Origin of the sequence: Flavobacterium piscinae (assembly GCF_004122145.1) — a bacterium.
GTDB classification, from domain to species: domain Bacteria; phylum Bacteroidota; class Bacteroidia; order Flavobacteriales; family Flavobacteriaceae; genus Flavobacterium; species Flavobacterium piscinae.
Genome location: NZ_SBKQ01000007.1, coordinates 104,354 through 129,436 on the forward strand (window position 1 = coordinate 104,354; position 25,083 = coordinate 129,436).

Here is a 25,083-nt window from a genome sequence, read left to right on the forward strand (position 1 = left end):
ATCGAAAAAGCCACTCTAAAAAGTGGCTTTTTTATATTTATTTTTTAAACTTGTCAATTCCTTCTCGCAACCATTTTTCGTATAAATCGATGTCTGGATCATAACTTGCCGGTTCTTCTGAAATGGTATTTCCATCGGTATCTAAAATCAAGTAATACGGCTGTGCATTGGCTTTGTATTTAGTGATTTGGAAATCACTCCATTTATTACCAACTGTTTTTATTTTTTTGCCGGTTTCTTTAGAAACATATTTGTCTTTTTCGGCTAATTCTTTTTTATCATCTACATAAAGAGAAATCAATACTACTTCATTTTTTAAAATAGAAAGTATTTTTTTATCCGACCAAACATAATCTTCCATTTTACGGCAATTCACACATGCATAACCGGTAAAATCAAGTAAAATAGGTTTATTTATTTGTTTGGCATAAGCCAATCCGTCTTCATAATCATGAAAAGCAATAATTCCATGTGGGCCCGAATGAGCTCCTTTAGGTAAAGCTCCTAATTCTGAAGAACCGCCACTGCTTCCAATTCCGGTTGGACTTTCGCTGTAATTCAATGGTGGTGGAAAACCTGAAATAATCTTTAATGGAGCACCCCAAAGTCCGGGAATCATGTAAATAGTGAAACTCAATACAAACAATCCCATAAATAATCTTCCTACGGAAATATGTGTCATCGGACTATCATGAGGTAAAGTTATTTTTCCGAATAAATACATTGCCCAAGTTCCAAAAACAGCTATCCAAATCGCTAAAAAGGTTTCTCTTTCAAACCAATGCAATTGCAATACCAAATCGGCATTGGATAAAAATTTAAACGCAAAAGCTAATTCTAAAAATCCTAATGAAACTTTTACTGTGTTTAACCATCCGCCTGATTTGGGTAAGGAATTCATCCAACCCGGAAATAAAGCAAATAACATAAATGGTAAAGCAATGGCTGATGAAAAGCCTAACATTCCGACAATCGGAGCAATTCCGCCTTTAGAAGCCGCTTCCACAATCAATGTTCCAACTATCGGACCGGTACAAGAAAATGACACGATGGCTAACGCTAATGCCATAAAAAAGATACCGATGATGCCTCCTCTATCCGCTTGACGGTCTACTTTATTGGCCCAAGAATTAGGTAAAACAATTTCAAATGCTCCTAAAAAAGAGGCTGCAAAAAAGACTAATAACCCAAAAAACACCAAATTAAAAGTAACGCTGGTAGATAATTCATTCAACGAATCAGGACCGAATATAGCAACTATGGCAGTACCTAAAAGCACATAAATAACTATAATAGAAGCACCATAAATAATTGCATTTTTGATTCCTTTTGCTCTATTTTTACTTTGTTTAGTAAAAAAACTCACCGTCATTGGAATCATTGGAAATACACAAGGAGTCAACAAAGCGAGAAATCCTGAGAAAAACGCAAGAATAAAAATAGTCCATAAATCCTTCTGTTCTTCTTTTTTTGTTTCTTTTTCAATTTCCTCCTTTAATTCTTTTGAAGCTAATTTTTCTGAAATTTCATCATTTGATGTTGTAATTGTATCAATAGTTTCAACCGGAGCAGCAACTACACTTTCTTTTAGAGGTAATTGAAATTCAAAATTCTTAAATTGTTGGATACACTGTTCCAAACAAGCTTGATATTCTACCTCCACTTTAATCGACTTTAAAGCTGGATTCGTGACTTTTACTAATTGTGAAAATTGAGCGGAACCTTCAAACATGTATTCATCTACTTCAAAAATTTCGCTATACACTTTTTTGTATTTACTTTCTGTCGTTTTACCGATTAACTGATAGTTTCCTTTTGAATCGTTGTAAATGAATACTGTAGGTAAAGAACCTCCATCCGGCGTAAACTGTGAAAAGAAATGCCAATCCTTTTGAATGGTTGCATCAAATTTTAAAAGAAATTCCGTATCCGATTTTTGTTCTATGGACGTTTTCCATTTCACAGGATCTAAAATTTGTGCTTGCGTAATCGTAATTACAAAAAAGGAAAGTAGCGTAAAAAATAAATGCTTCATTATACTAATTGAATTTTTAGGATAGTTTGTGTGTTTTCGGTTACTTTGAATCGTTCGTCCATTCGTTTCCCAACGAGCCAAACAATTTGATTGTCAGAGCATAAAAGCCATGCCTTTTCTTTATCGATGATAGAAAATTTTTCGTCTTTAAAAAATTTACTCAACTTCTTTTTTCCATTCATTCCAAAAGGGTAAAAATAATCACCTTCTTGCCAATTTCGAAGTTGTAAAGGAAACTTTAATGCCTCTGCATCCACAAAGATAGTTTTTGCATCGGATTTTCCAATTTCACATACACTAATTAACCTCAACTTTAAGGGAAAATTAAGTTCATCTTGATGTTCATGAATAAAATACTCACTAGAAATTTCAGTAGATTTTGTTTCGACAATCAATGTATTTCTATTTTTCAGTAATCTGAAATGCTCCGAAAAAATTTGTTTTCCGGATTGAGCATTCACTAAATCATAAATATCCAGCCATGCCGAAAATCCGAATGGTGACAACCATTGAAATAAATATGCTTGATAATTAGGTAATTGTAGTAGTTCATTTAAATTAATTATCTTTTGATGATCAACATCTTGCACTACTTTTCGATACACCATTCGCGAAGCATCATCCACTAAACTTTGTGTTTGATTAAGGTTTTGAAGGGTGTTTTCAAACGAATCTAAAAAACTTGGATTCAATTCTTTTAAAACCGGAACCAGTTGATGACGAATTTTATTACGTACATATTTATCAGACGCATTACTGGAATCTTCTCGCCATTTTAGATTGTTTTCTTTGGCAAACGTTTCAATTTCTGCTCTTGAAAAATGTAAAAGCGGTCGAATAATTTTATCATTTTGGGATGGAATTCCGCACAATCCCTCCAAACCGGTTCCACGAGATAAGTTTATCAAAAAGGTTTCCAATTGATCATCTAAATGATGAGCAGTAAGCACAAAATCGAAATTTTCAGTAGCTAACAATTCATAAAACCATTCGTACCGCAACTTTCGAGCAGCAACTTGAAACGATAATTTTTCGTCTTCGGCAAATTGTTTCGTATCAAATTTTTGAAAAAAACCTTTAATAGAATTGGAAGTACAATAAGATTGCACAAAATGCTCATCTTCATTACTTTCATCACCCCTAAGTTGAAAATTGCAATGAGCCACTGCAAATTCTACATTCATTTTCGAAATTAAATCCAACAAAACCATACTATCTAAACCGCCACTCACCGCAATTAGTATTTTTGCCTTTTGCAGAAAAGGAAATTGAGTTGAAAAGTGATTTTGGAATTTCAAAAACATTTTCAAAAGTAAGGAATTTTGTCCGAATGGAATAATGCTAATTCAACACCTCAAACATAGCCTTCGCTTTCAACAAACATTCTTCATATTCGCCTTCCGGTGTGGCTTCGGAAGTAATGGCACTTCCTACTGAGAAAGATAGATATTGATTTTTAGCATTGAATAAAATACTTCGAATGACAACATTGAAATCGAAGTCGCCTTCAGGCGTAAAATAACCAACAGCCCCACTATACAGACCGCGTTTTGTTTCTTCTAATTCTTCAATGATTTTCATCGCTGAAATTTTGGGAGCACCAGTCATACTTCCCATCGGAAAAGTCGTTTTGATAATTTCTACAGCAGAAGTTGTATTTTCCACTTGAGAAACAACTGTCGAAATCATTTGATGGACTTGCTGAAAGGAGTAAATTCCACATAATTCTTCCACCTCAACCGAGCCTTTCGAAGCTGTTCGAGACAAATCATTGCGAACCAAATCGACAATCATAATGTTTTCAGCTCTTTCCTTGGGATTATTTTCCAAATCAACTTTCGATTGTTCATCCAAAATTGGATTTGAATTCCGTTTAGCTGTTCCTTTAATGGGTTGGGAAATCACTTTTATTCCTTCCTTTTTCAAATAGCGTTCCGGCGAAGCCGATAATAAATACTGATGATTATTTTTGAAATAGACGGCAAAAGGCGGTTGCGAAATGGCATTAAGTTTTTGGTAAATTTCTAAAGGCTCAATACTTGCATTCTCAGCAAAAAATTCCATGCAAAAATTGGCTTCATAAATGTCGCCGTAATGAATATATTCGAGCATTTTGGAAACTTTTTGAAGATAAGCTTCTTTTGAAATACGTTGTTGGATTTTAATTTCGCTTCCTACTCCAAACTCCTTACCCCCAACTTTTGACTCCCAACTTCCCTCATTCAAAATTTCATGAAAATCATCCTTCATTTCATCATCACACAAATTCAGATACTTCATTTCAACTTGATTGTCTTTTAAAAAAAACAACTTCTTCGGTTGAAAAAAAAACAAATCCGGAAAGTCTAATCCATCAAAATTTTTCGAGTTTAAAGCTTCCGTATCGTTTTTAAGATCATACGACAAATAACCAAACAACCAATCTTGGGTTTTACTTTGGTATTGATGTAAATCTTCAAAAGCATTAAAATAATCGGTTTTAATGGAAGTAAAAGCATCTACAGCCAAAACCGCATCATAACAGGAATACTTTTGATGGTAATTATTGCTATCTAAGAAAACAACTTCTCTGAATTGATTAGCCCAAATCAACAATTTTTGTTTGAAGATTTCAGGATGTTCAATGGTAAAGACTTTTGTAGCTCTGAGCATTTTTTGAAAAAAATTACTTTAAAACAGCTTCAAACTGATGTAGTTTAGCTACAATTTCATTTTTAATATCTTCATTACTGATTTTCGTTTCTTCAACAGAAAAATTTTCTTTGAAAGATGGAAAGGAATAAGTTGAAACAACTTCTCCACCAAAACGAGGAATTAATTTTTCAACAACTTCCAAAGCACTCATTCCGCCACGAGCTCCGGTTGAAGCACTTAATAAAAATACTTTTTTTCCATCTAAAAACTTTCTATCCAATCGTGATAACCAATCCAATACATTTTTAAAGAAAGCAGATGGGTTACTGTTGTGTTCGTTAACGGAAATAACTAAACCTTCTGCTGCTTGAATATGTTTGTAAATTTGGTTGATTGAAGAGGGAAACCCGTTATCTCGTTGTTCATCTTCACTGTACACAATCAAATCCATATCGGATAATTTGAATAATTCAAACGAAGTTTCTTTTAATTGAGTGGTTAAATAAGTTACTAATTGGTGGTTGATGGAAGTGGAAGAGTTACTTCCGGCAAAGGCTAAAATAGTTGACATAAAAATACTTTTTGTAAAGGTACGGAAGAAAAAAATTCAATTCAAATTAAAATGCTAGGGTTTACTCTATCTTTTTAAATTATTTTCTTTGGTTTGACGCTTTGGACATAACTCTAAAAAAAACTTTCTTTTAAAATTGAATATTTTATTTTTACAGAAAAAAACATGAAACATTGGTATTTGATATTAATATTTATTACGCAATCAATTGTAAGCCAAAATTACTCTATTACCTACGAAAAATGGAGTAACGGTACAAAAATTGAAAACCAAGACCCACTTTTAGTTTACACGAATTCATTATTAACTTTAGTTAGTTCGGAGGGAATATTTTCAGGTAAAAATAATTTTCCTTTGGAACAAATTTACATTGATCGAGATAAACAAACGCTCATTCAATCAGCTCAATTAAATCAAAATAAATTAATTGCCTCAAAGGACTCATTAGCTTTAGGAAAACAAACTTTTGAACTGTTAAATGAAACCAAAACCATTTTAGGTTACAAATGCACAAAAGCAAAAACTATCATAAATTCTAACACGATTGAATTATGGTATACCAACGACCTCAACGTGAAAGGTGCTCCAACGGTTTTAGGTCAGAATTTAGGATTGGTTTTAGAAATGAATCGCAACAATAACTTTGTGATTACCGCCACTAAAATTGAAAAACTAAAAAAATTACCTTCTCAAATTTCTTTGCCAAACTCCAATTTTTCTGATGCATTAACCTATCGCGACTTACTTTGGAAAAGTCGTTTTATTTCGCTTTCTGTTTTTGAAAACGAGACCATCAATTTTTCGGATGAATCTAAATCAACTGATAGTATTTTACGATTTGCCAATGGAACTGTCATTTTGAGAAAAGTAAAATTTCCGGAAATCAAAAATGGAAGTCCGATTTTTGCTGAACTAAAAACCAATTCTACAGGTGATGCTTATGATAGAACCGGTTCCATCTTCGTCATTCCCGTGAAGGCTGAAAATTCTTTTTTTAATGGTCTAAAAAATGGTATGAATACCCTACCAAGCTATCAAAATGGAAATGGAAAAACCTATCAAGGTGTTGTGTTAAAAGATGATTATCAGCCGTTAACAGAGTTAATGCGGTTTTTTACACCTTTTGGAATTAAGCAATACAATCATATTTCGTTAAAAGACAAAACGTGGCATAATGAAGTTCCGTATCGTCAAGACATTTCTGAATTGCAACCCATTTTAAATAATCAAGAAATGTGGGTGGGAGCTTTTATCGGTAATTATGACAAAGGTGGTCACCGAGTGACTGTAGAAATTACAATTCATCCACAAGACAATGAGCCTAAAAAAACATCCTTTGCTTTACCACTTTTTAATACAACCAATGTAATGGAAATGGGTGGACAAGAATATGCTACGATGTTTTCGGAGGAAAAAGGTTTGGAAGTAATTTTTAATTTAGAAAAACCGATTAAAAATGCTCAATTACGATACATTACCACCGGACATGGCGGCTGGGAAAACGGAGACGAATTTGTTCCCAAGAAAAACAGCATTTACCTTGATGAACAACTTGCCTTTTCATTTATCCCTTGGCGACAAGATTGTGGTTCGTATAGGTTGTTTAATCCGGCTTCAGGGAATTTCAGTAATGGTTTATCCTCATCGGATTACAGCCGCTCCAATTGGTGCCCTGGTACAGTAACCAATCCAATGTTGATTGATTTGGGGGATTTATCGGCCGGAAAGCATTCCATTCGAATTCAAATTCCGCAAGGATTACCGGAAGGCGGCAGTTTTAGTGCTTGGAATGTTTCGGGAGTAGTGATAGGAGAACCGGTAGAGTAAAATTCCCTACCGATTTCCCTTCAATCAACCAATCAACTAAAACAATCAATCTTTTATTTTAAACACTTTTGTCAAAATATCATCCATCAAACACCATTTGGTTAAGGATGATTGTAATAAATTGGCTCCTACAAATGCAGTGAACCACAACCAATTTTGGTTGACATAAATAGCCAGAAGTAAACTAAGTAAAATAAACGTTCCGGCAATACCACGTACGATTCTGTTTTTCATTTTTTTAAGGTTCTAAGGTTCTGAGGTTCTAAGGTTCTGAGGTTGGGAACTATTTTTATCTTAATCCCTCAGTTCCTCAGCACCTTAGTCCCTTTTATATAAATTTTTCGATATTAAAAGTCGCCAAATGCACTTTAGATTTGGTTTCTAATTCTTGATTAAAAGCGAAAATTAATGCATATAATTTTTCTAAATTTTCAATTGGCACAAAAGCATAAAAAGCAATCGATTCATTTTCGTTTACTTCGCTGCCAAACCAATTGGAAGCTAATGCTTCTTCTGATACATCTTTAAATCCGGTTACGTTACGATACGAATAGGTTTTTACACCGGATTCTTTAAGCAAATGCTGTATCTCTCTTTTGAAAGAATGGACAGCGGTTATAAGGACTAATTTCATTTTTTATAAGGTTCTAAGGTTCTGAGGCACTAAGGTTCTGAGGTTTTACTAATTACTATTCACTATGGACTAAGGACTAATCACTAAGGACTAATCACTATCCTTCTCCCATTTCTTCCGTTCAGTGATGTAATAAATTAAGGGTACTACAATTAAAGTTAAGAGTGTCGATACAATCGCTCCCGCCACTAGCGAAATCGCTAATCCTTGGAAAATCGGGTCAAACAGAATAATTGAGGCTCCAATGACTACGGCTCCGGTGGTTAACAAAATAGGCGTGGTTCGCACCGCTCCGGCTTCGATTATGGCTTGTTTGATTTCGATACCGTCATTTAACCTGATTTCTATAAAGTCGATTAAGAGAACCGAGTTCCGAACCATCACCCCGGCCAAAGCAATCATACCGATGAAAGATGTAGCTGTAAAAAATGCTCCTAACAACCAGTGACCTAAAACAATTCCCACCAAGGAAAGTGGAATGGCCACCATCATCACAATGGGGGTTTTAAAGTTTTGGAACCATCCCACAATCAACATATAGATAATGATGATGACTACTAAAAAGGCAGCCCCTAAATCACGGAAAACTTCTAATGTAATTTGCCATTCTCCATCCCATTTTACGGTAAAATCATTTTCATCTGTGGGCTGTTCCATATACAATTCATTTACTTTGTAGCCTTTGGGAAGTTGCATTTTTTCCAATTTTTCATTCATCCCTAAAATAGCATACACCGGACTCTCCAAAGCTCCCGCCATATCGGCTAATACATATACCACTCGTTTTTGATCCTTACGGTAAATCGTATTTTGCAAGGTATCGGTTGTTACTTTAACCAAATCACTTACCGGAACCACATTGCCTCTACTTCCTTTAATTTTTACATTTTGAAGGTCTTCGATGGAGGTTTTATCTGCATCGTATAAGGATAAAGTAATTCCAACCGGATTGTTTGAACGTTCGTCATACAAATTGGAAACCGGCATTTCTCGTAACAAATACGTCAAATTACCCACCACTTGCTGTGGAGCGATTCCGTTTAACATGGCTTTCTCTCGGTCAATTTCCAATTTGTATTCTACTTGAGGAGCCTCTACCATCCAATCGGTATCCACTACATCAGAAGTACTTTCCAAAATAGATTTCACTTGATTAGCCACTTTAATTTGTTCTTGATAATCGGGTCCGTAAACCTCCGCCACCAAAGTGGAAAGCACAGGAGGTCCTGGTGGAACTTCAACAATTTTTACATTAGCTCCATATTTTTTCGCAATTTTTTGAACTTCGGGACGAACTAATTTCGCTAAATCATGACTTTGTAAATCTCTGTCTTCTTTGTGTAATAAATTCAATTGAATATCGGCCATATTGCTTCCGCCACGCATATCATAATGACGCACCAACCCATTGAAAGTTATGGGTGCAGAAGCACCTATATAATTTTGATAATCCACCACTTCAGGAACCGTTGACAAATATTGAGCAATTTCTTTCGTAACTGCTGCCGTTCGTTCTAAAGTAGTTCCTTCCGGCATATCAATCACCACTTGGAATTCATTTTTGTTGTCAAAAGGTAACATTTTTACGGCTACCGATTTGGTAAAAAACATGACTACTGACCCTATCAATAAAACAAGCGTTACTAAGAACATCGCATTTCGCTTTTTAGAATTGTCCAATAAGGGTTGTTCTATTTTTTTGTAAATTCTATAAATCCAAGATGTTTCTAGACCTTGTTCTTCTTTTTGTTCTTGTTCGTCTTTTTCATGCAATAAATGATAACCCAAATAAGGTGTCACCGTTAAAGCCACGAATAAAGATAAAAGCATTGCGATAGAAGCACCAATCGGCATCGGACTCATGTATGGTCCCATCATTCCGGACACAAAAGCCATCGGAAGAATTGCCGCAATAACCGTAAATGTGGCCAAAATGGTTGGATTACCTACTTCATTAATCGCATAAATCGCAGCTTGTTTAAAGGGCAATCGCTTCAATTTAAAATGTCGATGCATATTTTCGGCTATAATGATACTATCATCTACCACAATTCCAACCACAAACACTAAAGCAAAAAGCGTGATTCGATTTAATGTATAGCCTAACAGATAATAGCTAAATAAGGTTAAGGCAAACGTCAATGGTACAGAGAAGAAAACAACCAAACCACCTCTCCATCCCATGGCTAACATTACTAAAACCGTAACCGCAATGATGGCTACACCTAAATGTAATAACAACTCACCTACTTTGTGCGAAGCTGTTTCGCCATAATTTCGGGTTACTTCTACATGTACATCATCCGGAATAAGTGTTTTCTTTAATACTTCCACTTTATCCAAGATTTTTTCGGCAATTTTCATCGCATCAGCCCCTTTTACTTTGGCAATTGAAATGGTTACTGCAGGGTACTCTGAATTATATGTTGTATATTTTTCATTGGCTTTTCCGTAGCCAAAAGAAACATAGTTTTTAGCTGTTTGCGGTCCATCTTGAATGGAAGCCACCTGTTTCAAATAAACCGGTAGATTGTTGTTCACCCCAACCACTAAATTCTCAACATCCTCAGAAGTGGCTAAAAATTTTCCGGTGGTGACCAAATACTCTGTATCATTTTGTACAAAAGAACCCGATTGTGAACTCCCGTTATTGGCTTGAATCATTTGCATAATGCTTAGTGCATCCACTCCATTTTCCGCCATTTTATCTTTGTCTAAAACCACTTTCAATTCTCGGGTTCGTCCACCAATTTCTTTGGTAATAGCCACATCTTTTACCTTTTCAATTTCAGAAGTTACTTCTTCTGCTAATTGTCGGATTTCAAAATCATCGTATTTTTCACTCCACAATGTTAGTCCCAACATAGGAACATCATCAATCGAACGGGTTTTAACTACCGGTTGCATTACCCCTGTCGGGAACATATCTCGGTGTTTCATCAATTCATCATATAATTTCACATACGAATCTTCACTGTTTTCACCTACATAAAATTGCACCACCATCATGGAGTAGCCATTCATCGCCATACTGTGAATATGCTCTACCCCTTTGATGTTTCCGATTACTTTTTCTAACGGTTTCACCACTCTGCTTTCAATTTCAGACGGACTGGCTCCCGGATACATCACCATGACATCCGCCATGGGAACATTAATTTGTGGTTCTTCCTCTCGTGGAATTAAAAACGAACTATATGTACCAATAATCATCAACGCTACCATTAATAAAATGGTTAGTTTGGAGTTGATAAAGAAATTGGCAATTTTACCTGATATACCTTCTTGCATAATATTTTTTGTTTGAAGTTTCAAGTTTAAGGTTTCAAGTTTTTTAACTTAAAACGAAGACCGAAAACTGTTTACTATTTATTGAACACTCACTTTTGCTCCGTTGAACAATTTACCTTCTGCTGAAACGATATACGGTTCTTTGGAAGATAAGCCTGAAAGAACTTCTACTTTATCACCATACTCTTTTCCGACGCGTAACCATCTCAAAATGGCAACGTTTCCACTTCCAACGGTATAAATACCGGTGAGCTGACCTTGTTTCACTAATGCCGAAGTTGGGACTATCACTTGTTCTGAAACAGTTGTATTTGTATCTTTTTCAATTGGAAATTGTACGTTAACAAACATTCCGGAAAGAATGGTTTTATCTGTAGCATCTAAATTGACTTTTACTAAATATTGCCCGCCTGTGTTTTTGGATGACAAACTCACTTCCGATACTTTTCCGGGTACTTTTTTATTCATAGATTTAATGATAACCGAAACTGCCATTCCTTGTTTGATTTTAGCAATATCGCTTTCAGAAACCATCGCGGTTACTTGCAATTTTCCTGAACCTTCTACACTCACCAAAGGCATTCCCGGATTGGCCATGTCGCCTTCTTTGATAAACGTATTAGTCACCACTCCACTAAACGGAGCTGTAATGTTGGCGTAATTAAATTGAGCCATCACTTCGTTTCGCATTTGCTTTGCCCCTTCCAATCCGGCTTTGGCCATTTCAAAACGAGCGGTCATGTCGTCCAATTCTTTTTGCGAAGCACTTTGTTGAGCAAACAAGTTTACAAAACGATCGTAATCTTTTTTGGCATTGTTATAACCGGCAGTTGCTTGAAGAATCGCAGCATCTACTTGTGCTTTTTTGGCTTGTAAATCGGTGTTGTTGATACTTACTAATAATTGACCTGCTCCGACTTTTTGACCGACTTTTACATGCATTTTTGTAACGTAACCCATCATTCGTGTACTTACATTGGCACTGTTTTCAGCTTCGATTTTACCACTTGCCGTTACAAAAGGATTGGTTGAATTTTCGATTGAACCATTTACTTTTACAGAAATGGGTGGTAATTCTTTGGTTTCTTTTCTATCGCTTCCACAGGAAAATAAAAGAATTGCAGAAAAAATAATTAGGGATGTTATTTTGATTTTCATAAGGTTGAATTTTATTTTTTAATTGATTGTTTTTTTCTTGAACACAGATTTAAGAAATTTTAATAATTTTAATAATTTCTCTAATCAGTGTTCTTTTAATGATTATTTTGTTAAAAATTCCAAATACATTTTGGTGAAGTTGTATTCAAAAACCGCCTGTAAGTATTCCAATTCTTTTTGAGCCGTTTGTGTTTCCGTCATCAATAAATCAGACGTTTTTTCTAATCCTTGTACGAAACGATTTTGACGGATTCTAAAACTTTCCTGAGTTTGTTCAAAAGCCAATTTCGATAGAGCTACTTTATTTTGAGCATCGGCCAATTGACGGTTGGTTTTGTTCAATTCCAACTGACTTTGCTTTTTGTATTGTTCGGCCTCCGTTTCCGCTTTTTGGAGTTCTACTTTTGATTTTTCATATTTTCCGATGGATTTATATCCGTCAAAAAGATTCCAAGACAATTGAGCTCCGATGGTGTAACCGTTTGCTCCAAATTGAAAAATTTCGGTATCGTATAATTCATAAGTTCCAAAAGCATTTAATCTGGGTAAAAAACTCATTTTACCGGATTTCATCATATTCTTATACGCTTCGGTTGATTTATCCATCGCTAAAAAATCTTTTCTCGAAGTAGACAATTGAGCGATTTCCAAAGCAGGATTGATTTCATTTTCTAAATTTTCAACCGGTTTATAAATGCCACCCTTTGTATCTTCATTCAATAGAAAAGCTAAATAATCGGAGGCGTTTCGCACATTACTTTTGGCATACGAAAGTTGATTGGTAATTTCATTAACCCGAACTTGTACATCCAATACATCGGTTTTTTGTAACATGCCTTGTTTGAAATAATTGTTGACCAAATTAAGATTGGCTTGTGCGGTAGTATTGGCTTTTTCCAAAACACCAACTGCTTTATACGCCAATTGCAATTGCATGAACGCTTTGTTTACTTCCAATTCTAAATATTCTTTGGTGCGTTCGGTTTGCAATTGATAGGCTTCCATTTTGGATTTGGCTGCTTTTCGTTCAAACAAACCATCAGCATTTAAAATGGGTTGAAGTACTTCAATTCGAGTTGCATAATTTTGCACTTGAGACGGATCATTCAACAACGCCGGATTAAAATCAGCTTGCGTTAAAATTTCCTGATTCAATTTTGAACCAAAGGCCATTAACGGATTGGTTGTCGTAATAGCCGTATGAGAAGCTGAAATATTCGGCAAAAAAAGAGCATTGGATTGGCGGTAATCTGAACGAGCCGACTCAACATTTTGTTTGGAAATTTTCAATTGAAGATTTTGATCCGATAATTTTGTGGTCAAATCCGTTTTGGAAATTTGCAAGGTATCTTGACTGAATACAGCTGAAGAACAGACAAATATCCCAATTGCAATTGTATTTTTAATGGTTTTCATTCGATTTACTTCTTAATTACAAGGCAAAAGTAGAACGATGAAAAGAGGTGTGCAGTAACATTTGTTACCAATAGGAAAATTACACCCATATAAATTTGTGAATAATTTCTTTTGTTAGAAGATTTAATACTTATACTTTTGCAGTGTGAAAAATCTGTATTTCATATTGGCCCTTTTTCTTTTTGTAAAACCTATAATTCCTGTTTTTGAATATATAGTGAATTATGATTTTATAGTGAAAGAATTGTGTGAAAACAAAGCAAAACCGGAATTGGCTTGTAACGGGAAATGTCATTTAATGAAAGAATTGGCCAAAGCAAATGACAGCGACAATCCCTTATCAACAGATAAAAAAGAAACAAGCAAACAGCCAATTGAAGTATTATTTTTAGAAAAATTCCCAGTTGATTTTCAACTTTTTAGTTTTAAAGAAATAAAAAAGTTTAATTCTTTTTATTCCAATCTTTACCAAAACACTACTACTTTTTCTACTTTCCACCCACCCACTGTGTAATTGCTATTTCAGTTTTATTTTATCGTTCAGGATACTTCTCCTTGAGCAAAATTTTACATTCAACTTTTATAACAATTAACACATTTAAAAATGAAATTTCAATTAAAAAATTTGGCTTTAGCCATCATGACTACTATTGCCTTAACTTCTTGTTCAAATGATGATGACAATGCACCAATTTCCGGAGAAGGAAGCCTAAAACTAGAATTTGACAACGTTTATGGAGATGCAGATTTAATTTTCGGAACAGAATATACTAATTCAAATGGCGAAAAAGTAAAACCAAATAATGCTATTTACATCGTAAGCAATATTGTTTTAACAAAAGAAGACGGCACAACTTATACTGTGCCAAAATCAGAAAGTTACTTTTTTGTAAATGAAGCAGATGCGGCAAGTACAATTATAACATTACCTAATATTCCAGCAGCTAATTATACCAGTGTTAAATTTGGTATTGGTGTTGACCAAGAACAATTCAATGCAGGAGCAGACGGTCAAGGGGACATGTGGACAACTGCTCAAGGTTTAGGAATGACATGGTCATGGGCAGCAGGATACAAATTCATGAAATTTGAAGGGACTACAACAACAACTTCGCACACCGATGCTGTTTACAGAGTACATACCGGTAAAACAGGAGATGTTTACAATTATGCAGAAGTTACGTTAAACATGCCTGAAAAAGCTTTAGTAAGAACGAATGTAACGCCACAAGTTCACATTATGGCTGACTTTAAAAAAGTAATTGACGGTACAACCAAAATCAATTTTGAAGAAGGTCTTGATGTAATGGGAGGAACCAAAGTACAAAATATTATGGCGAATAATGTTCCAACCATGTTTGAAATTCACCACGTACACAACGATTAATTTCGTTTTTTGATTAAAAGTCCGGGCTTGCAGTTGCTGAATTGCAAGCCAAATGGACTTTATCTTATTTCTTTTAAAAACTTACATAGTTTAATAACTAGGGCTAAAATCCTTTCATTATGAGAAAAATATTCTCTTTATTAGTTGTTATAAGTTTCTTCAGTTGTCAAACCGATGACGATGCCGCTTATCAAAATATTCCGATTGACTTTCAAGTTCCGTCCAATTTTCCTCCTTTGGCTTATGATATGACAAATAATCCTTTAACCGAAAAAGGATTTGAGTTAGGAAAAAAAATATTTTACGACGGAAGACTCGCATCTGACGGTGTTGTTTCTTGTGGTTTTTGTCATATTCAAGAAGATGCTTTTACCCATCACGGACATACTTTTAGTCATGGTGTGGGTGACGGAGTGGGCACGCGAAATGCTCCTCCTATTCAAAATATGGCTTTTCAAACGCAATTTTTTTGGGATGGAGCATCAGACCATATAGAATTATTGTCAATGTCACCCATTTCAAATGAAGTGGAAATGAATGGAAACATTGTTAACATCATGAACATGATGAAAAATGATCCACAGTATAAAAAATTATATAAACAAGCCTTTATCAACGGAGAAATTAATCCGGAAAACATGCTTAAAGCATTGGCTCAATTCATGACGATGCTAACCTCAACCAATTCTCGTTTCGACAAATATAGAAGAAACGAAACCGGAGGAACGCTTACACAGCAAGAGTTAGAAGGGTATGCGATTTTCAATCAAAAATGTGCAAGCTGTCATGCTACTGATATTTTTACAGATAACACTTTTCGAAACAATGGTTTACCCATCAATCCTCAAATTAATGATTTCGGACGTTACAGAGTTACAGAAAATCCTTCGCATAAATACCAATTCAAAGTACCAAGTTTACGCAATATTGAATTGACTGCTCCTTATATGCATGACGGTCGTTTTTATACGTTGGAGGCTGTGTTGAATCATTATGCTCAAGGAGTAACTTCAACTGAAAATTTAGATCCCATTCTTAATAACAATGGTAGTTTGGGTATTCCGCTTAACTCAGATGAAAAAGCAAAAATCATTGCCTTTTTAAAAACGCTTACCGACCACGAATTTATTTCCAACCCTAAATTTGCAGAATTTTAAAGATGAAAAAGTATCTATCTTACCTTTTAGTTTTAGTGTTTTTTTCAATTCATGCAACAGAAAAGGACAGTTTATCTCTTTTCAAAAAATATGATTTTTCGAATAGAGTCGGTATTTTTGAAGAAGAAGAAGATTGCGATGCCTGTGGGTGTTCAGCCAGTGGCGGAAGTATGGGATTTGCCTCTATGTTAACGACCAATTTCATCGGAATTCGTTATTTTAATCAATCGTATAAAAGCACAGATGGTTTATATAGCAATTCGCCATGGTACGATGAAAATTTCAATACCATACAAGTTTGGGGTAGAATTCCAATCGTTAAAAATGTGCAGGCAACTGTTCTTTTGCCTTATCACTTTCACAACAGAGAAAGTAACAACGGTAAACAAAACATCAGTGGAATTGGCGATATTACACTTTTGGGGATGTATCAAATTGTACAAACCAAATCAGACAGTTTGTTTTTCAAACATACTTTACAACTCGGTGGTGGAGTAAAAATGCCAACCGGAAAATTTGACGAAACCAACAACGGCAGCGTCAACCCAAGTTATCAAGTAGGAACCGGCAGTTGGGATTATCTTTTAGCGACAGAATATATCATCAGAAGAAAAAATTGGGGTTTAAACAACATGGTAAACTACGTCATTAAAACCGAAAATGATAAGTCCTACCGTTTTGGAAACCAATTTAATTATGCTTCTACGCTATTTTATTTAGTAGAAAAAAATCATTTTTCATATGCACCTCAGCTTGGAATTGCCGGTGAACTGTATGAAGATAATTATCAACGAGGTCAAAAAGTGAGGGGCACAGCCGGTGATATCTTTTTGGGGAAATTGGGAATTGAGATAGGAAAAAACAACTTCTCCTTTGGAGCCAATTATATGATTCCTATTCAACAAAATCTAACCGGAGGAAATGTGGAAGCCAATTATCGATGGAGTTTGAATTTGAATTATATGTTGTAAAAAGACAAAAGCCGCTTAAGAAATCATCCTAAACGGCTTTTTTACTATCAAAATATTTCATCTTGTTCCACCATGACCACCGGCGACAATTTTTAATATTCTGATATTTAAATAGAAAAATTTAAAAAACTGAATGAATGGATTTTGCATTTTTCTTTTTTGTGAAATCGATATTCGTTGCATAATTATATTTTTAAATGTTATTAACTTTTTTTTGGTATATCTCTGAACTTTATTCAGGAATTAACCACCAAAAAGGCTTCATTTTTGCTTTGTAAAGAAAGGCATAATGCAGCGAAAGTTTCACCCAATGACCAGCTAAACCAATGTCGCCAAATGTTTTTTTGATGTCACGACCGCCGGTCTCACCATATTTTTTATAATCAGGAACAATCGGATAAGTAGTTATACTGACACCACTACCTTGTGTGAGTCCATAACCGGCTGAGGCGATACAAGCCGCTCCCATATTTCCAAGTGAACCTTTATGATGCATCGATTCTTTACCCAATTTTATAGAATCGATAATATTGTCGGCTACCAATTTAGCAGTGATTCCGGAGGGCATTCCGGTTCTGGGTGGAGACGGAAAAATTTCTGTTCCGTTTTTACTTTTTCTGGGTTTAGAAATGGAATGTGGCGGTGCAAAAGCAATTCCGGGTGCAAAAATGTTTTTATAACTTGGATTTTGATACGTTTCCGGCCAATCTTGAACTGACCAATCTTCGTATGGTTTTGATGTATAATCCGCATCAACAATCATAAATCCTTTGAATAATTTTTCAGTTATATTTTGTCCGGTTTTATCATACGCCTGAAATCCATGACCGGAAAAAGCCGGAATTAACATCCCAAAATCAAACGTTTCTGTTTTAAATTCTCCGTCCAGATTTTCGTAATGTACTAATCCGTCTTCCACTTTATTTACAGCAGCTCCTAAAATCCATTTTATTCCACGGTCTTCAAAAATCATTTCAATCATATCTTTCGATTTCATGTTGAAACCGTTATATTCCATCAACATGCCGTCCATTCCAAAATCGCCTAATTCGTATTCGTTGGAAATCCAAGTTATTTCAGCTTTATCCCGAACACCAAACTTCTGTAATTCTTTTTCAACATTTAGAATATATTCAAACGCTGCCCCTTGGCAAGTTGCTTTACCATGACCTGTACCAATCAGAATTTTTACCTTTTTATCTGATTTTTTTATTTCATTAATCAATTGATGAAGAGCTTTCGAAGCATGGTCTGCATGATCATACGTACAAACCGAATACACTTTATTGGTTCCCGGATTCAATCCTTCGGTTAAATCAAAAGCTAATTTTGGACCGGTTGCATTGATTAAATAATCATAGGTTACTTTTTCCTGTTTACCTAATTTTTCTCCAAAAACACCTTCAACTAAAATATAGGGATTTGTTTCTGAAGAATCTCCTTCCGGATGAAAGGAAACGGCTTTGGCTTGTTTGTAACCAATGCCTTTTCGTTTGTATAAAGGTTCAAGTGGAAAAATAACTTCTTTTGGTTTCATTCGTCCAATTCCCACCCAAATATTAGAAGGAACCCATTGATAATTTCGATTAGGAGAAACCACTAAAATCTCGTGTTCTTTGGATAATTTTCTACGTAAATGAGCTGCAGCCGTATGTCCGGCAATTCCTGCTCCTAAAACTAAAATTTTTGCCATTTTGTTATGAAATATTGTACGAAGTTAGATGGAATTAACAGAACAAAACGCAACAATTGTTACATAACCAAAAATTAATAACTGGTGTCGTCCAATATAACTTTTCCTTTAAAAGTTCGGTACAGAAATAGAAAATAAAACGCCAATAAAGGAGCTCCAATTAACACAATCGTCAACATGATGCCTAGTGATTTTTTTGAAGAAGCGGCATTATAAATGGTGATACTGTATTTCGGATTCAAGGTTGAAATCAACAAGGTAGGATACAATTGAAAAGCCACCAACATCAACAGAAAAGCCATGGTGAGTGAAGAAAACAACAAGGCCTGGAAATATTTCTTTTTAGAAACCAAACGAGGTACATTGGCTACAGCTAAAAAAGACAACAAAGGAATAATAAAAAAAACCGGATTTTCTCTGAAATTATCGGTTACCCCCGGAATAAAAATTAAGGTGTAAAGCGATGTTACTGAAAAACTGATGATAAAAAAAATCATTCCTTTACGAAGTAAAAAAGTGAGTCGGGCATGTAATCGTCCTTCTGTTTTTAACAACAAAAATATTGCACCTTGGGTCATAAAAAGGGATAAGGTTGTGAAGCCTGTCATCAAAGCATAAGGAGATAAAAAAGTAAAAAATAGGCCACCTTGATAGGAATAATTAGGGCCGATAGCAAAACCTTGCAACACATTTCCTAACACAACTCCAAGTAAAAAAGCGATTAAAGTATTGGAAATAAAATAAATATAATCCCAAGAATTTCTCCACCATTTCATTTCCTCAGCACTTCTAAATTTGATGGCTGCCGAACGCAAAACCAACAACATCAAAAACAACATAAACGGAATATACATCGCTGAAAGCATCGTGGCATACATCACCGGAAAACCGGCAAAAAGTGCTCCTCCCCCAATAATTAACCAAACCTGATTGGCATCCCAAAGCGGACCAATGGCATTTATGGCAATACGGCGACTTTCATCTTTTCTGAAAAACAAATGCCAAGCTCCGGCACCATAATCAAAACCTTCCAAAATGGCATAACCGGAGAACAACAAACCAACTACTAAATACCACAAGGTTGGGTAATCTATTCCTAAAAAAGTTTCCATATTTTCCATTAGTAAATTGAATTTAGATTTGCTTCTTGCTCATTATAAGGGCCATGCTTAATTTTTTTGTTCAGTGAATACAAAAACAATAAAAATAAAAGCGTGTAAATCACTAAAAATAAAATCAATGAAAATAGAATTTGATTGGCTGAAACCTCTTGCGAAAATCCTTCACTTGTTCGAAGATGTCCGTACACAATCCATGGTTGCCTTCCCATTTCGGCTGCAAACCAACCGGCTTGATTGGCAATTTGAGGTAATAAAACGGAAAATGAGAAAATCCATAACAGCCATTTTGTTTCAAATAATTTTCCCCTCCACCATAAAAAACTGGCATAAAACGTTAAGGCAATCAAAAACATTCCTATTGAAATCATAATGTGATAAAATTGAAAAACAGCATTCACTTGGCTCGGTTGATCTTCTTTTGGAAAAGCATTCAACCCTGTTACCGGAGCTTGAACATCTTGATGAACCAAAAAAGACAATCCACCGGGAACCGCAATACCTGAAACTTCTTGTTTTTCATTGTCCACCCAACCTAAAAGATACAAATCTGCCGGAGCAGAAGGTTCGTAATGTCCTTCCATGGCTGCCAATTTAGCCGGTTGATTTTTGACCACACCATCCGCAGAACTATGTCCGGAGAGTAACTGAGTAAAAGATACTACAGTTGCCACTACCAATGCAATTTTGAACGCTTTTTTTGAAATAGCCTCATAACGTCCTTTACGAAGATAATAAGCGTGAACACTTAAAACCATGAAGGCACCGGCCAAAAAAGCCCCTTGCCAAACGTGAATTATCCTGTCTACACTGGAAGGATTAAATACCATCGCCCAAAAGTCAGTAACTTCTGCTCTGGCATTAAAACCTTCACCAACAATATGATAACCGGCAGGTGTTTGTTGCCAACTGTTTGCCACGACAATCCAAACAGCAGAAAACATGGAACCCAGAAAAACACCAATGGTTGAAATAAAGTGAACTTTAGGTGAAACGCGATTCCATCCAAAAATTAGTATTCCTAAAAAAGTACTTTCTAGCCCAAAAGCAAACAAACCTTCTGCTGCGAGTGCACTACCAAAAATATCCCCTACATATCGGGAATAAACTGCCCAATTGGTCCCGAACTCAAATTCCATTATGATTCCGGTTGCCACACCAATACCAAAAGTAATGGCAAATATTTTGAGCCAAAAACGGGTTAATACTTCGTATTCTTTATTTCCGGTTTTGAGGTAAAGTCCTTCAAAAATAACCATCAATAAACCTAATCCTATACTCAATGGTGGATAAATATAATGAAAGGCAACGGTGAAGGCAAATTGTATTCGAGCTAATATTTCAACATCCATAATTTTGTGTTTTAAGGTTCTATTTCCAGCATTTTCTTGATAATTTCTTCTTTTGAAAGCACTTCTCTGGTTTTCCAAATCAACTTTCCGTTTGCAAAAAGTGCTAATAAGGGCAAAGAATCAATCTGTAGATGGTTGATTTTAAAAGGTAATTGATTTATTTCAAAGGTATGTATTTCAACTCGCTTTCCAATGGAATTTTTAACCTGTTGTAAAGTTGGTTTAATCATTTCACAAGGGTCACAGGATGAAGATTTAAAATTAATTAAGATCAATTCATTATTTTGAATGACGGTATTTATTTCGTGATTCATTCTGTTTTAGATTTAGAAATTTGACAACTACCCGAACTACAGGTATTGAAAACAGCTTGAAAAAGAAAAAAAGCCCCAAAAAATAAGAAGAAATATTGTTCTGTTGCAAAAGCATGATAAGTAATACCCAAAGCCGCAAACAAACGTATCCAACGCATCAAATGCCAGTTGGTGAAAAGCATTTTTTTCATCATTTGAATTTTGATGTAAAAGTAATTTATGGCTTTAACCTAAACTGTAACAAATATCACACAGTTTTGATTTTTTCAACAATTATTTTAAACGAGTATTAACTATTTATTTTCGGGAGAAACCGACCCACTTTTTCTTGGTAGGCTTTGTATTCTTTGAATTTTTCCGAAAGTTGTTCTTCTTCATATATTGATTTTAGATAAAACCAAATCAATAAAAAAACACCAATCAGAAGTTTATAAGTAGAATAACTGTTTAGTGCATATCCGAAAACAAACATCAAAATTCCGGTATAAATGGGATGACGGCTAAAACGGAAAAATCCATGTGTTAAAAGAACTGCTTTTTCGGTTGGGGTTGGGAAAACGGACAAGTTGGTTTTCAATTCAAATACGGTTAAAACAGCTATTATTAGTCCAATAATTGCTATTCCCATTCCTAAAGTGGCCATGTAATTTGGAATGGCTAAAGGAGAAAAAAAATCAAAAGTATAAGCTCCAAAAAGGAGAAATTGAATGAATACAAAAAGATAATCTTTAGTTGTTTTTTTCATGCTTTGTTCCTATAAATCGAATGACAACCCCTTTTCCTTGGTGATATGGCCCTTCATTTAAATTGATTACCGTTGTTTCTAAAAGATCAAAACAAATAAGAGGAAATTCTGCTTTGATTTCCTCTTCTGAAAAAAGCATCGTTACCTCTTTCGGACCACCAGAGGTATATTGAAGTTGATTTTTTTCAAAAGCTTCAAATAAAATTTTCCCATCTGGTTTTAGTAAAAAAACTAACTTTTGGTGGGCTTGTTTACGAATTTCTGAGGGAAAATGGGCAAAAATGAATACTATCGCATCAAAACTTTCAGGTTCAAAAGGTAATTCCATCACATCAGAAACCAAATAATCAAGCTCTACATTTTGCTCTTTTGCAAGCGTTATTGCTTTATTTTTAGCTGATTCACTATAATCAAAAGCAACAACAGTATAGCCGTTTTCAGCGGCAAAAACAGCATTTCTCCCTTCTCCTTCAGCTACAAATAATATTTTTCCTTTTCGTAATTTGTGAAGGTTATCTTTTAGAAATTGGTTTGGTTCTTTGCCAAAGGCAAACTCCTTCTCAGCATAACGTTCGTTCCAAAATTGTTTCATTTAGTCTTTCTTTTTGGGTGAAGTTACGAATAAATTGAATAACAAACCACACATTAATCCACCGTATAAAGTACTGTTTAATGGCTTCGAAGTAATGGCACAGGTTCCACTGACGCAACCAATTTGTTGGTAATATAAGTAGCCGGCAATTAGTCCGATTACGACTCCAATAGCGGTAATAATAATTGCTTTTTTATTCATTTTTTTTCTTCTCAAAAGTAATACTCCAAATACCTCTCACTTCATTTTCGCCATATCCAAAAGCTAAATCGTTAGGATATAATTTTAGAATTTGACGTTGAACTTCAGGTTTAATTTGTTTTCCATGGCATTGCAAACACATCGTGTTGGTTTCAATTGGGTAATAAAACTGAACTTTATCTTTTTTTTCTAAAGTAATCGGTTTGATTTCTTTCTTGTTGGCTAGCTCTTTTTTGAATTGAGTAATATACTTTAATTCTTCTGCATTGGCTTTATTGTTTGGATTTCGATTTTTGTCGGAAACCCTTTTAATAGTAGCTTTGTAATGCAATGCTATACTATCTGTCAACGGAATCGCTTGATGGTTACAAAAGGTCAAGGCTTCCATAGTTCCTTTTTGCTGAATGGCTTCCATTAAATTTTTACCCAACACTTTTTTGGTACCCAAAGCATAATCTAAACCGATATCGGCATAGGTTTTAGCCGTCTCCATTTCTTGAAGTTTTTTACCGGATTGTGTCCAATTTTTATTACCGTGACCTTCCCAATGGGCTTTAAACCATTCGGGTTCTTAAATTTGATAATCAAACATAAAAGTCGCTATTTTTTCCACACTACCTTCCGGAAAAACTTGTTTGGGCATGAGTCCATGTTTTTTTACTGCACCATACATCAGGGCTTTTTCTTTTGTAGGATGGGCTACAAACGCTTTTACATTTTCAATAAATTCGGCTTTGTTGTAGCCTTCCTTATCTATATACCTGGCTTTGATGGCTACCATAGGCGGAGCAATTCTACCTTGTTTTTCTTCAGCAGATGGACTATGACAAAGATAGCAATGGGTTTCCATGAGTTTTTTGGCTTCTAATGGGTCAAAATTGGACGCGATAGTATTTTGTTCCTCTACTTTTTGATATTCTTTTTTCTCATTTTGGCAACTCATCAATAATAAAATAGCGAATAAGAAACTTATATTTTTCATGATGTATAATATTTTTTCAAAAGTAATCATTCGTAATATGTAATGTTGTAACGTTTGTTACAGAAAAAGATTAGTTAGAACCCAATAGTATAATAAAAACCTATTGTTTTAAAATATTCATAGATAATTATTATGTTATAAAACATTTGTTACAATTCAAATGAAATAATCAGCCGAAATTTGTGCCATTAAATCATAGTAACTTATTAAAAACATAAAAAAATGGAAAATCAAGTATTTATGCCGAGAATTGGAGAACAAGCACCAGAGTTTACCGCAATTTCAACACAAGGAACCATTAACTTCCCAAAAGATTATGAAGGAAAATGGGTAATATTCTTTAGTCATCCTGCTGATTTTACTCCGGTTTGCACCTCAGAGTTCATGACTTTTGCCAGTATGGAAAAACAATTTCAAGAAGCAAACTGCGAATTGTTAGGATTATCTGTTGATGGTTTGTACAGCCACATTGCATGGTTGAGAACCATCAAAGAAAAAATTGAGTACAAAGGAATGAAAGACATTGAAGTAAAATTCCCTTTGATTGAAGACATCACGATGGAAGTTTCCAAAAAATACGGAATGATCATGGAGGGCGAAAGCAATACCAAAGCAGTAAGAGCGGTATTTTTTGTAGATCCGAAAGGAACAATTCGTACCATTTTATATTATCCTTTGAGCATCGGTAGAAATTTTGATGAAATTTACAGAGCTTTAATTGCGTTACAAACCGCAGATGCCTTTGACATTGCCTGTCCGGCAGATTGGAGACCGGGTGATGATGTTATTGTACCCACTGCAGGGTCATGTGGAGTAGCCAAAGAACGCATGGATGATACTGAAAACTTAGATTGTAAAGATTGGTTTTTCTGTACCAAAAAATTAGACAAAGATTTAGTATTAAATACAGTTTTAAAAAAATAATACTAAGGTAAGCAAATGTGGAGAAGCCGTTCTGAAAAGGACGGTTTTTTTATATTAAAAAAGTTTCTATAAGTGATTGAA

At 34.9% G+C, this 25,083-nt stretch carries 25 protein-coding genes; 6 read left to right on the forward strand and 19 right to left on the reverse strand.

The window, feature by feature from the left end:
* Positions 1 to 37: 37 nt before the first annotated feature.
* Genes EQG68_RS08055 through EQG68_RS08070 form a run of 4 tightly spaced genes read right to left on the reverse strand, consistent with a single transcriptional unit; the run spans position 38 to position 5,240 of the window.
* The gene (locus tag EQG68_RS08055; protein ID WP_129464301.1) at positions 38 to 2,035 is read right to left on the reverse strand and encodes a protein-disulfide reductase DsbD family protein; all 1,998 of its coding nucleotides are present in this window, start codon (positions 2,033 to 2,035) and stop codon (positions 38 to 40) included.
* Complete coding sequence (tilS, locus tag EQG68_RS08060; RefSeq protein ID WP_129464302.1) at positions 2,035 to 3,339, reverse strand: tRNA lysidine(34) synthetase TilS; 1,305 nt, start codon at positions 3,337 to 3,339, stop codon at positions 2,035 to 2,037. The genes EQG68_RS08055 and tilS overlap by 1 nt, the downstream gene beginning before the upstream one ends.
* A gap of 37 nt (positions 3,340 to 3,376) precedes the next feature.
* Positions 3,377 to 4,687, reverse strand: coding sequence for an anthranilate synthase component I family protein (locus EQG68_RS08065; RefSeq protein WP_129464303.1), 1,311 nt, complete (start codon positions 4,685 to 4,687; stop codon positions 3,377 to 3,379).
* 13 nt (positions 4,688 to 4,700) lie between these two features.
* A complete protein-coding gene (locus EQG68_RS08070) occupies positions 4,701 to 5,240 on the reverse strand; it encodes an NADPH-dependent FMN reductase (protein ID WP_129464304.1) in 540 nt (179 codons plus the stop codon).
* Positions 5,241 to 5,405: 165 nt separating this feature from the next.
* On the opposite strand from EQG68_RS08070, the gene EQG68_RS08075 reads away from it, so the two are divergent.
* Positions 5,406 to 7,067 (forward strand): GLPGLI family protein, encoded by a 1,662-nt coding sequence (locus tag EQG68_RS08075; protein WP_129464305.1) that lies wholly within the window; start codon positions 5,406 to 5,408, stop codon positions 7,065 to 7,067.
* 45 nt (positions 7,068 to 7,112) lie between these two features.
* Here EQG68_RS08075 and EQG68_RS08080 read toward each other — a convergent pair whose 3' ends face one another.
* The 5 genes from EQG68_RS08080 to EQG68_RS08100 form a co-directional block, all read right to left on the reverse strand.
* On the reverse strand, positions 7,113 to 7,301 hold the full coding sequence (locus tag EQG68_RS08080; protein WP_129464306.1) for a YgaP family membrane protein: 189 nt from the start codon (positions 7,299 to 7,301) through the stop codon (positions 7,113 to 7,115).
* A 94-nt stretch (positions 7,302 to 7,395) separates the two neighbouring features.
* Complete coding sequence (locus tag EQG68_RS08085) at positions 7,396 to 7,701, reverse strand: hypothetical protein (protein WP_129464307.1); 306 nt, start codon at positions 7,699 to 7,701, stop codon at positions 7,396 to 7,398.
* A gap of 90 nt (positions 7,702 to 7,791) precedes the next feature.
* Entirely contained in the window at positions 7,792 to 10,992 is a 3,201-nt protein-coding gene (locus tag EQG68_RS08090) for an efflux RND transporter permease subunit (protein ID WP_129464308.1), read from the reverse strand.
* Positions 10,993 to 11,070: 78 nt separating this feature from the next.
* On the reverse strand, positions 11,071 to 12,150 hold the full coding sequence (locus EQG68_RS08095) for an efflux RND transporter periplasmic adaptor subunit (RefSeq protein ID WP_129464309.1): 1,080 nt from the start codon (positions 12,148 to 12,150) through the stop codon (positions 11,071 to 11,073).
* 102 nt (positions 12,151 to 12,252) lie between these two features.
* Positions 12,253 to 13,566 (reverse strand): TolC family protein, encoded by a 1,314-nt coding sequence (locus EQG68_RS08100; protein WP_129464310.1) that lies wholly within the window; start codon positions 13,564 to 13,566, stop codon positions 12,253 to 12,255.
* A 166-nt stretch (positions 13,567 to 13,732) separates the two neighbouring features.
* Between EQG68_RS08100 and EQG68_RS08105 the strand changes: the two genes are divergently transcribed.
* The 4 genes from EQG68_RS08105 to EQG68_RS08120 all read left to right on the forward strand — a co-directional run bounded on the left by EQG68_RS08105 (position 13,733) and on the right by EQG68_RS08120 (position 17,081).
* The gene (locus EQG68_RS08105; protein ID WP_129464311.1) at positions 13,733 to 14,080 is read left to right on the forward strand and encodes a hypothetical protein; all 348 of its coding nucleotides are present in this window, start codon (positions 13,733 to 13,735) and stop codon (positions 14,078 to 14,080) included.
* 90 nt (positions 14,081 to 14,170) lie between these two features.
* Positions 14,171 to 14,953 carry an MbnP family protein gene (locus tag EQG68_RS08110; RefSeq protein WP_129464312.1) on the forward strand — a complete coding sequence of 261 codons (783 nt, stop codon included), beginning with the start codon at positions 14,171 to 14,173 and terminating at the stop codon, positions 14,951 to 14,953.
* 119 nt (positions 14,954 to 15,072) lie between these two features.
* Positions 15,073 to 16,110: a cytochrome-c peroxidase gene (locus tag EQG68_RS08115; protein WP_129464313.1), complete on the forward strand. Its 1,038-nt coding sequence runs from the start codon at positions 15,073 to 15,075 to the stop codon at positions 16,108 to 16,110.
* Positions 16,111 to 16,112: 2 nt separating this feature from the next.
* Positions 16,113 to 17,081: a transporter family protein gene (locus tag EQG68_RS08120; RefSeq protein ID WP_129464314.1), complete on the forward strand. Its 969-nt coding sequence runs from the start codon at positions 16,113 to 16,115 to the stop codon at positions 17,079 to 17,081.
* A 232-nt stretch (positions 17,082 to 17,313) separates the two neighbouring features.
* On the opposite strand, the gene EQG68_RS08125 is transcribed toward EQG68_RS08120, so the two are convergent.
* The 10 genes from EQG68_RS08125 to EQG68_RS15240 form a co-directional block, all read right to left on the reverse strand.
* Positions 17,314 to 18,774: an NAD(P)/FAD-dependent oxidoreductase gene (locus EQG68_RS08125; protein ID WP_129464315.1), complete on the reverse strand. Its 1,461-nt coding sequence runs from the start codon at positions 18,772 to 18,774 to the stop codon at positions 17,314 to 17,316.
* 74 nt (positions 18,775 to 18,848) lie between these two features.
* On the reverse strand, positions 18,849 to 19,886 hold the full coding sequence (gene cydB, locus EQG68_RS08130) for a cytochrome d ubiquinol oxidase subunit II (protein WP_129464316.1): 1,038 nt from the start codon (positions 19,884 to 19,886) through the stop codon (positions 18,849 to 18,851).
* 8 nt (positions 19,887 to 19,894) lie between these two features.
* On the reverse strand, positions 19,895 to 21,244 hold the full coding sequence (locus tag EQG68_RS08135) for a cytochrome ubiquinol oxidase subunit I (RefSeq protein WP_129464317.1): 1,350 nt from the start codon (positions 21,242 to 21,244) through the stop codon (positions 19,895 to 19,897).
* Between the two features lie 11 nt (positions 21,245 to 21,255).
* Positions 21,256 to 21,558, reverse strand: coding sequence for a thioredoxin family protein (locus tag EQG68_RS08140; protein ID WP_129464318.1), 303 nt, complete (start codon positions 21,556 to 21,558; stop codon positions 21,256 to 21,258).
* Positions 21,555 to 21,749, reverse strand: a complete 195-nt coding sequence (locus EQG68_RS08145; protein WP_129464319.1) for a DUF2892 domain-containing protein — start codon at positions 21,747 to 21,749, stop codon at positions 21,555 to 21,557. Before EQG68_RS08145 ends, EQG68_RS08140 begins: the two co-directional genes overlap by 4 nt.
* Positions 21,750 to 21,847: 98 nt before the next feature.
* Positions 21,848 to 22,303 carry a methyltransferase family protein gene (locus EQG68_RS08150; protein ID WP_129464320.1) on the reverse strand — a complete coding sequence of 152 codons (456 nt, stop codon included), beginning with the start codon at positions 22,301 to 22,303 and terminating at the stop codon, positions 21,848 to 21,850.
* Entirely contained in the window at positions 22,287 to 22,895 is a 609-nt protein-coding gene (locus tag EQG68_RS08155; protein ID WP_129464321.1) for a class I SAM-dependent methyltransferase, read from the reverse strand. Before EQG68_RS08155 ends, EQG68_RS08150 begins: the two co-directional genes overlap by 17 nt.
* Positions 22,896 to 23,096, reverse strand: coding sequence for a DUF6132 family protein (locus EQG68_RS08160; RefSeq protein ID WP_129464322.1), 201 nt, complete (start codon positions 23,094 to 23,096; stop codon positions 22,896 to 22,898).
* Positions 23,089 to 23,589 carry a Tll0287-like domain-containing protein gene (locus EQG68_RS15235; protein ID WP_246011682.1) on the reverse strand — a complete coding sequence of 167 codons (501 nt, stop codon included), beginning with the start codon at positions 23,587 to 23,589 and terminating at the stop codon, positions 23,089 to 23,091. The genes EQG68_RS08160 and EQG68_RS15235 overlap by 8 nt, the downstream gene beginning before the upstream one ends.
* A gap of 78 nt (positions 23,590 to 23,667) precedes the next feature.
* On the reverse strand, positions 23,668 to 24,078 hold the full coding sequence (locus tag EQG68_RS15240) for a hypothetical protein (RefSeq protein WP_246011684.1): 411 nt from the start codon (positions 24,076 to 24,078) through the stop codon (positions 23,668 to 23,670).
* Positions 24,079 to 24,300: 222 nt separating this feature from the next.
* Here EQG68_RS15240 and EQG68_RS08170 point away from each other — a divergent pair, with 222 nt between their 5' ends.
* Positions 24,301 to 25,002, forward strand: coding sequence for a peroxiredoxin (locus tag EQG68_RS08170; protein WP_129464323.1), 702 nt, complete (start codon positions 24,301 to 24,303; stop codon positions 25,000 to 25,002).
* The last annotated feature ends 81 nt before the right edge of the window (positions 25,003 to 25,083 follow it).

Excerpts from the sequence above, each read along its gene's own strand:
- cydB (WP_129464316.1), bottom strand. The coding sequence starts at position 19,886 with ATGGAAACTTTTTTAGGAATAGATTACCCAACCTTGTGGTATTTAGTA.
- EQG68_RS08155 (WP_129464321.1), bottom strand. The coding sequence starts at position 22,895 with ATGAAACAATTTTGGAACGAACGTTATGCTGAGAAGGAGTTTGCCTTT.
- EQG68_RS08120 (WP_129464314.1), top strand. The coding sequence starts at position 16,113 with ATGAAAAAGTATCTATCTTACCTTTTAGTTTTAGTGTTTTTTTCAATT.
- EQG68_RS08115 (WP_129464313.1), top strand. The coding sequence starts at position 15,073 with ATGAGAAAAATATTCTCTTTATTAGTTGTTATAAGTTTCTTCAGTTGT.
- EQG68_RS08095 (WP_129464309.1), bottom strand. The coding sequence starts at position 12,150 with ATGAAAATCAAAATAACATCCCTAATTATTTTTTCTGCAATTCTTTTA.
- tilS (WP_129464302.1), bottom strand. The coding sequence starts at position 3,339 with ATGTTTTTGAAATTCCAAAATCACTTTTCAACTCAATTTCCTTTTCTG.
- EQG68_RS08075 (WP_129464305.1), top strand. The coding sequence starts at position 5,406 with ATGAAACATTGGTATTTGATATTAATATTTATTACGCAATCAATTGTA.
- EQG68_RS08080 (WP_129464306.1), bottom strand. The coding sequence starts at position 7,301 with ATGAAAAACAGAATCGTACGTGGTATTGCCGGAACGTTTATTTTACTT.
- EQG68_RS15240 (WP_246011684.1), bottom strand. The coding sequence starts at position 24,078 with ATGAAAAATATAAGTTTCTTATTCGCTATTTTATTATTGATGAGTTGC.
- EQG68_RS08110 (WP_129464312.1), top strand. The coding sequence starts at position 14,171 with ATGAAATTTCAATTAAAAAATTTGGCTTTAGCCATCATGACTACTATT.
- EQG68_RS08135 (WP_129464317.1), bottom strand. The coding sequence starts at position 21,244 with ATGGATGTTGAAATATTAGCTCGAATACAATTTGCCTTCACCGTTGCC.
- EQG68_RS08090 (WP_129464308.1), bottom strand. The coding sequence starts at position 10,992 with ATGCAAGAAGGTATATCAGGTAAAATTGCCAATTTCTTTATCAACTCC.
- EQG68_RS08085 (WP_129464307.1), bottom strand. The coding sequence starts at position 7,701 with ATGAAATTAGTCCTTATAACCGCTGTCCATTCTTTCAAAAGAGAGATA.
- EQG68_RS15235 (WP_246011682.1), bottom strand. The coding sequence starts at position 23,589 with ATGGAGACGGCTAAAACCTATGCCGATATCGGTTTAGATTATGCTTTG.
- EQG68_RS08150 (WP_129464320.1), bottom strand. The coding sequence starts at position 22,303 with ATGAAAAAAACAACTAAAGATTATCTTTTTGTATTCATTCAATTTCTC.
- EQG68_RS08160 (WP_129464322.1), bottom strand. The coding sequence starts at position 23,096 with ATGAATAAAAAAGCAATTATTATTACCGCTATTGGAGTCGTAATCGGA.
- EQG68_RS08065 (WP_129464303.1), bottom strand. The coding sequence starts at position 4,687 with ATGCTCAGAGCTACAAAAGTCTTTACCATTGAACATCCTGAAATCTTC.
- EQG68_RS08070 (WP_129464304.1), bottom strand. The coding sequence starts at position 5,240 with ATGTCAACTATTTTAGCCTTTGCCGGAAGTAACTCTTCCACTTCCATC.
- EQG68_RS08125 (WP_129464315.1), bottom strand. The coding sequence starts at position 18,774 with ATGGCAAAAATTTTAGTTTTAGGAGCAGGAATTGCCGGACATACGGCT.
- EQG68_RS08140 (WP_129464318.1), bottom strand. The coding sequence starts at position 21,558 with ATGAATCACGAAATAAATACCGTCATTCAAAATAATGAATTGATCTTA.
- EQG68_RS08100 (WP_129464310.1), bottom strand. The coding sequence starts at position 13,566 with ATGAAAACCATTAAAAATACAATTGCAATTGGGATATTTGTCTGTTCT.
- EQG68_RS08170 (WP_129464323.1), top strand. The coding sequence starts at position 24,301 with ATGGAAAATCAAGTATTTATGCCGAGAATTGGAGAACAAGCACCAGAG.
- EQG68_RS08145 (WP_129464319.1), bottom strand. The coding sequence starts at position 21,749 with ATGAAAAAAATGCTTTTCACCAACTGGCATTTGATGCGTTGGATACGT.
- EQG68_RS08055 (WP_129464301.1), bottom strand. The coding sequence starts at position 2,035 with ATGAAGCATTTATTTTTTACGCTACTTTCCTTTTTTGTAATTACGATT.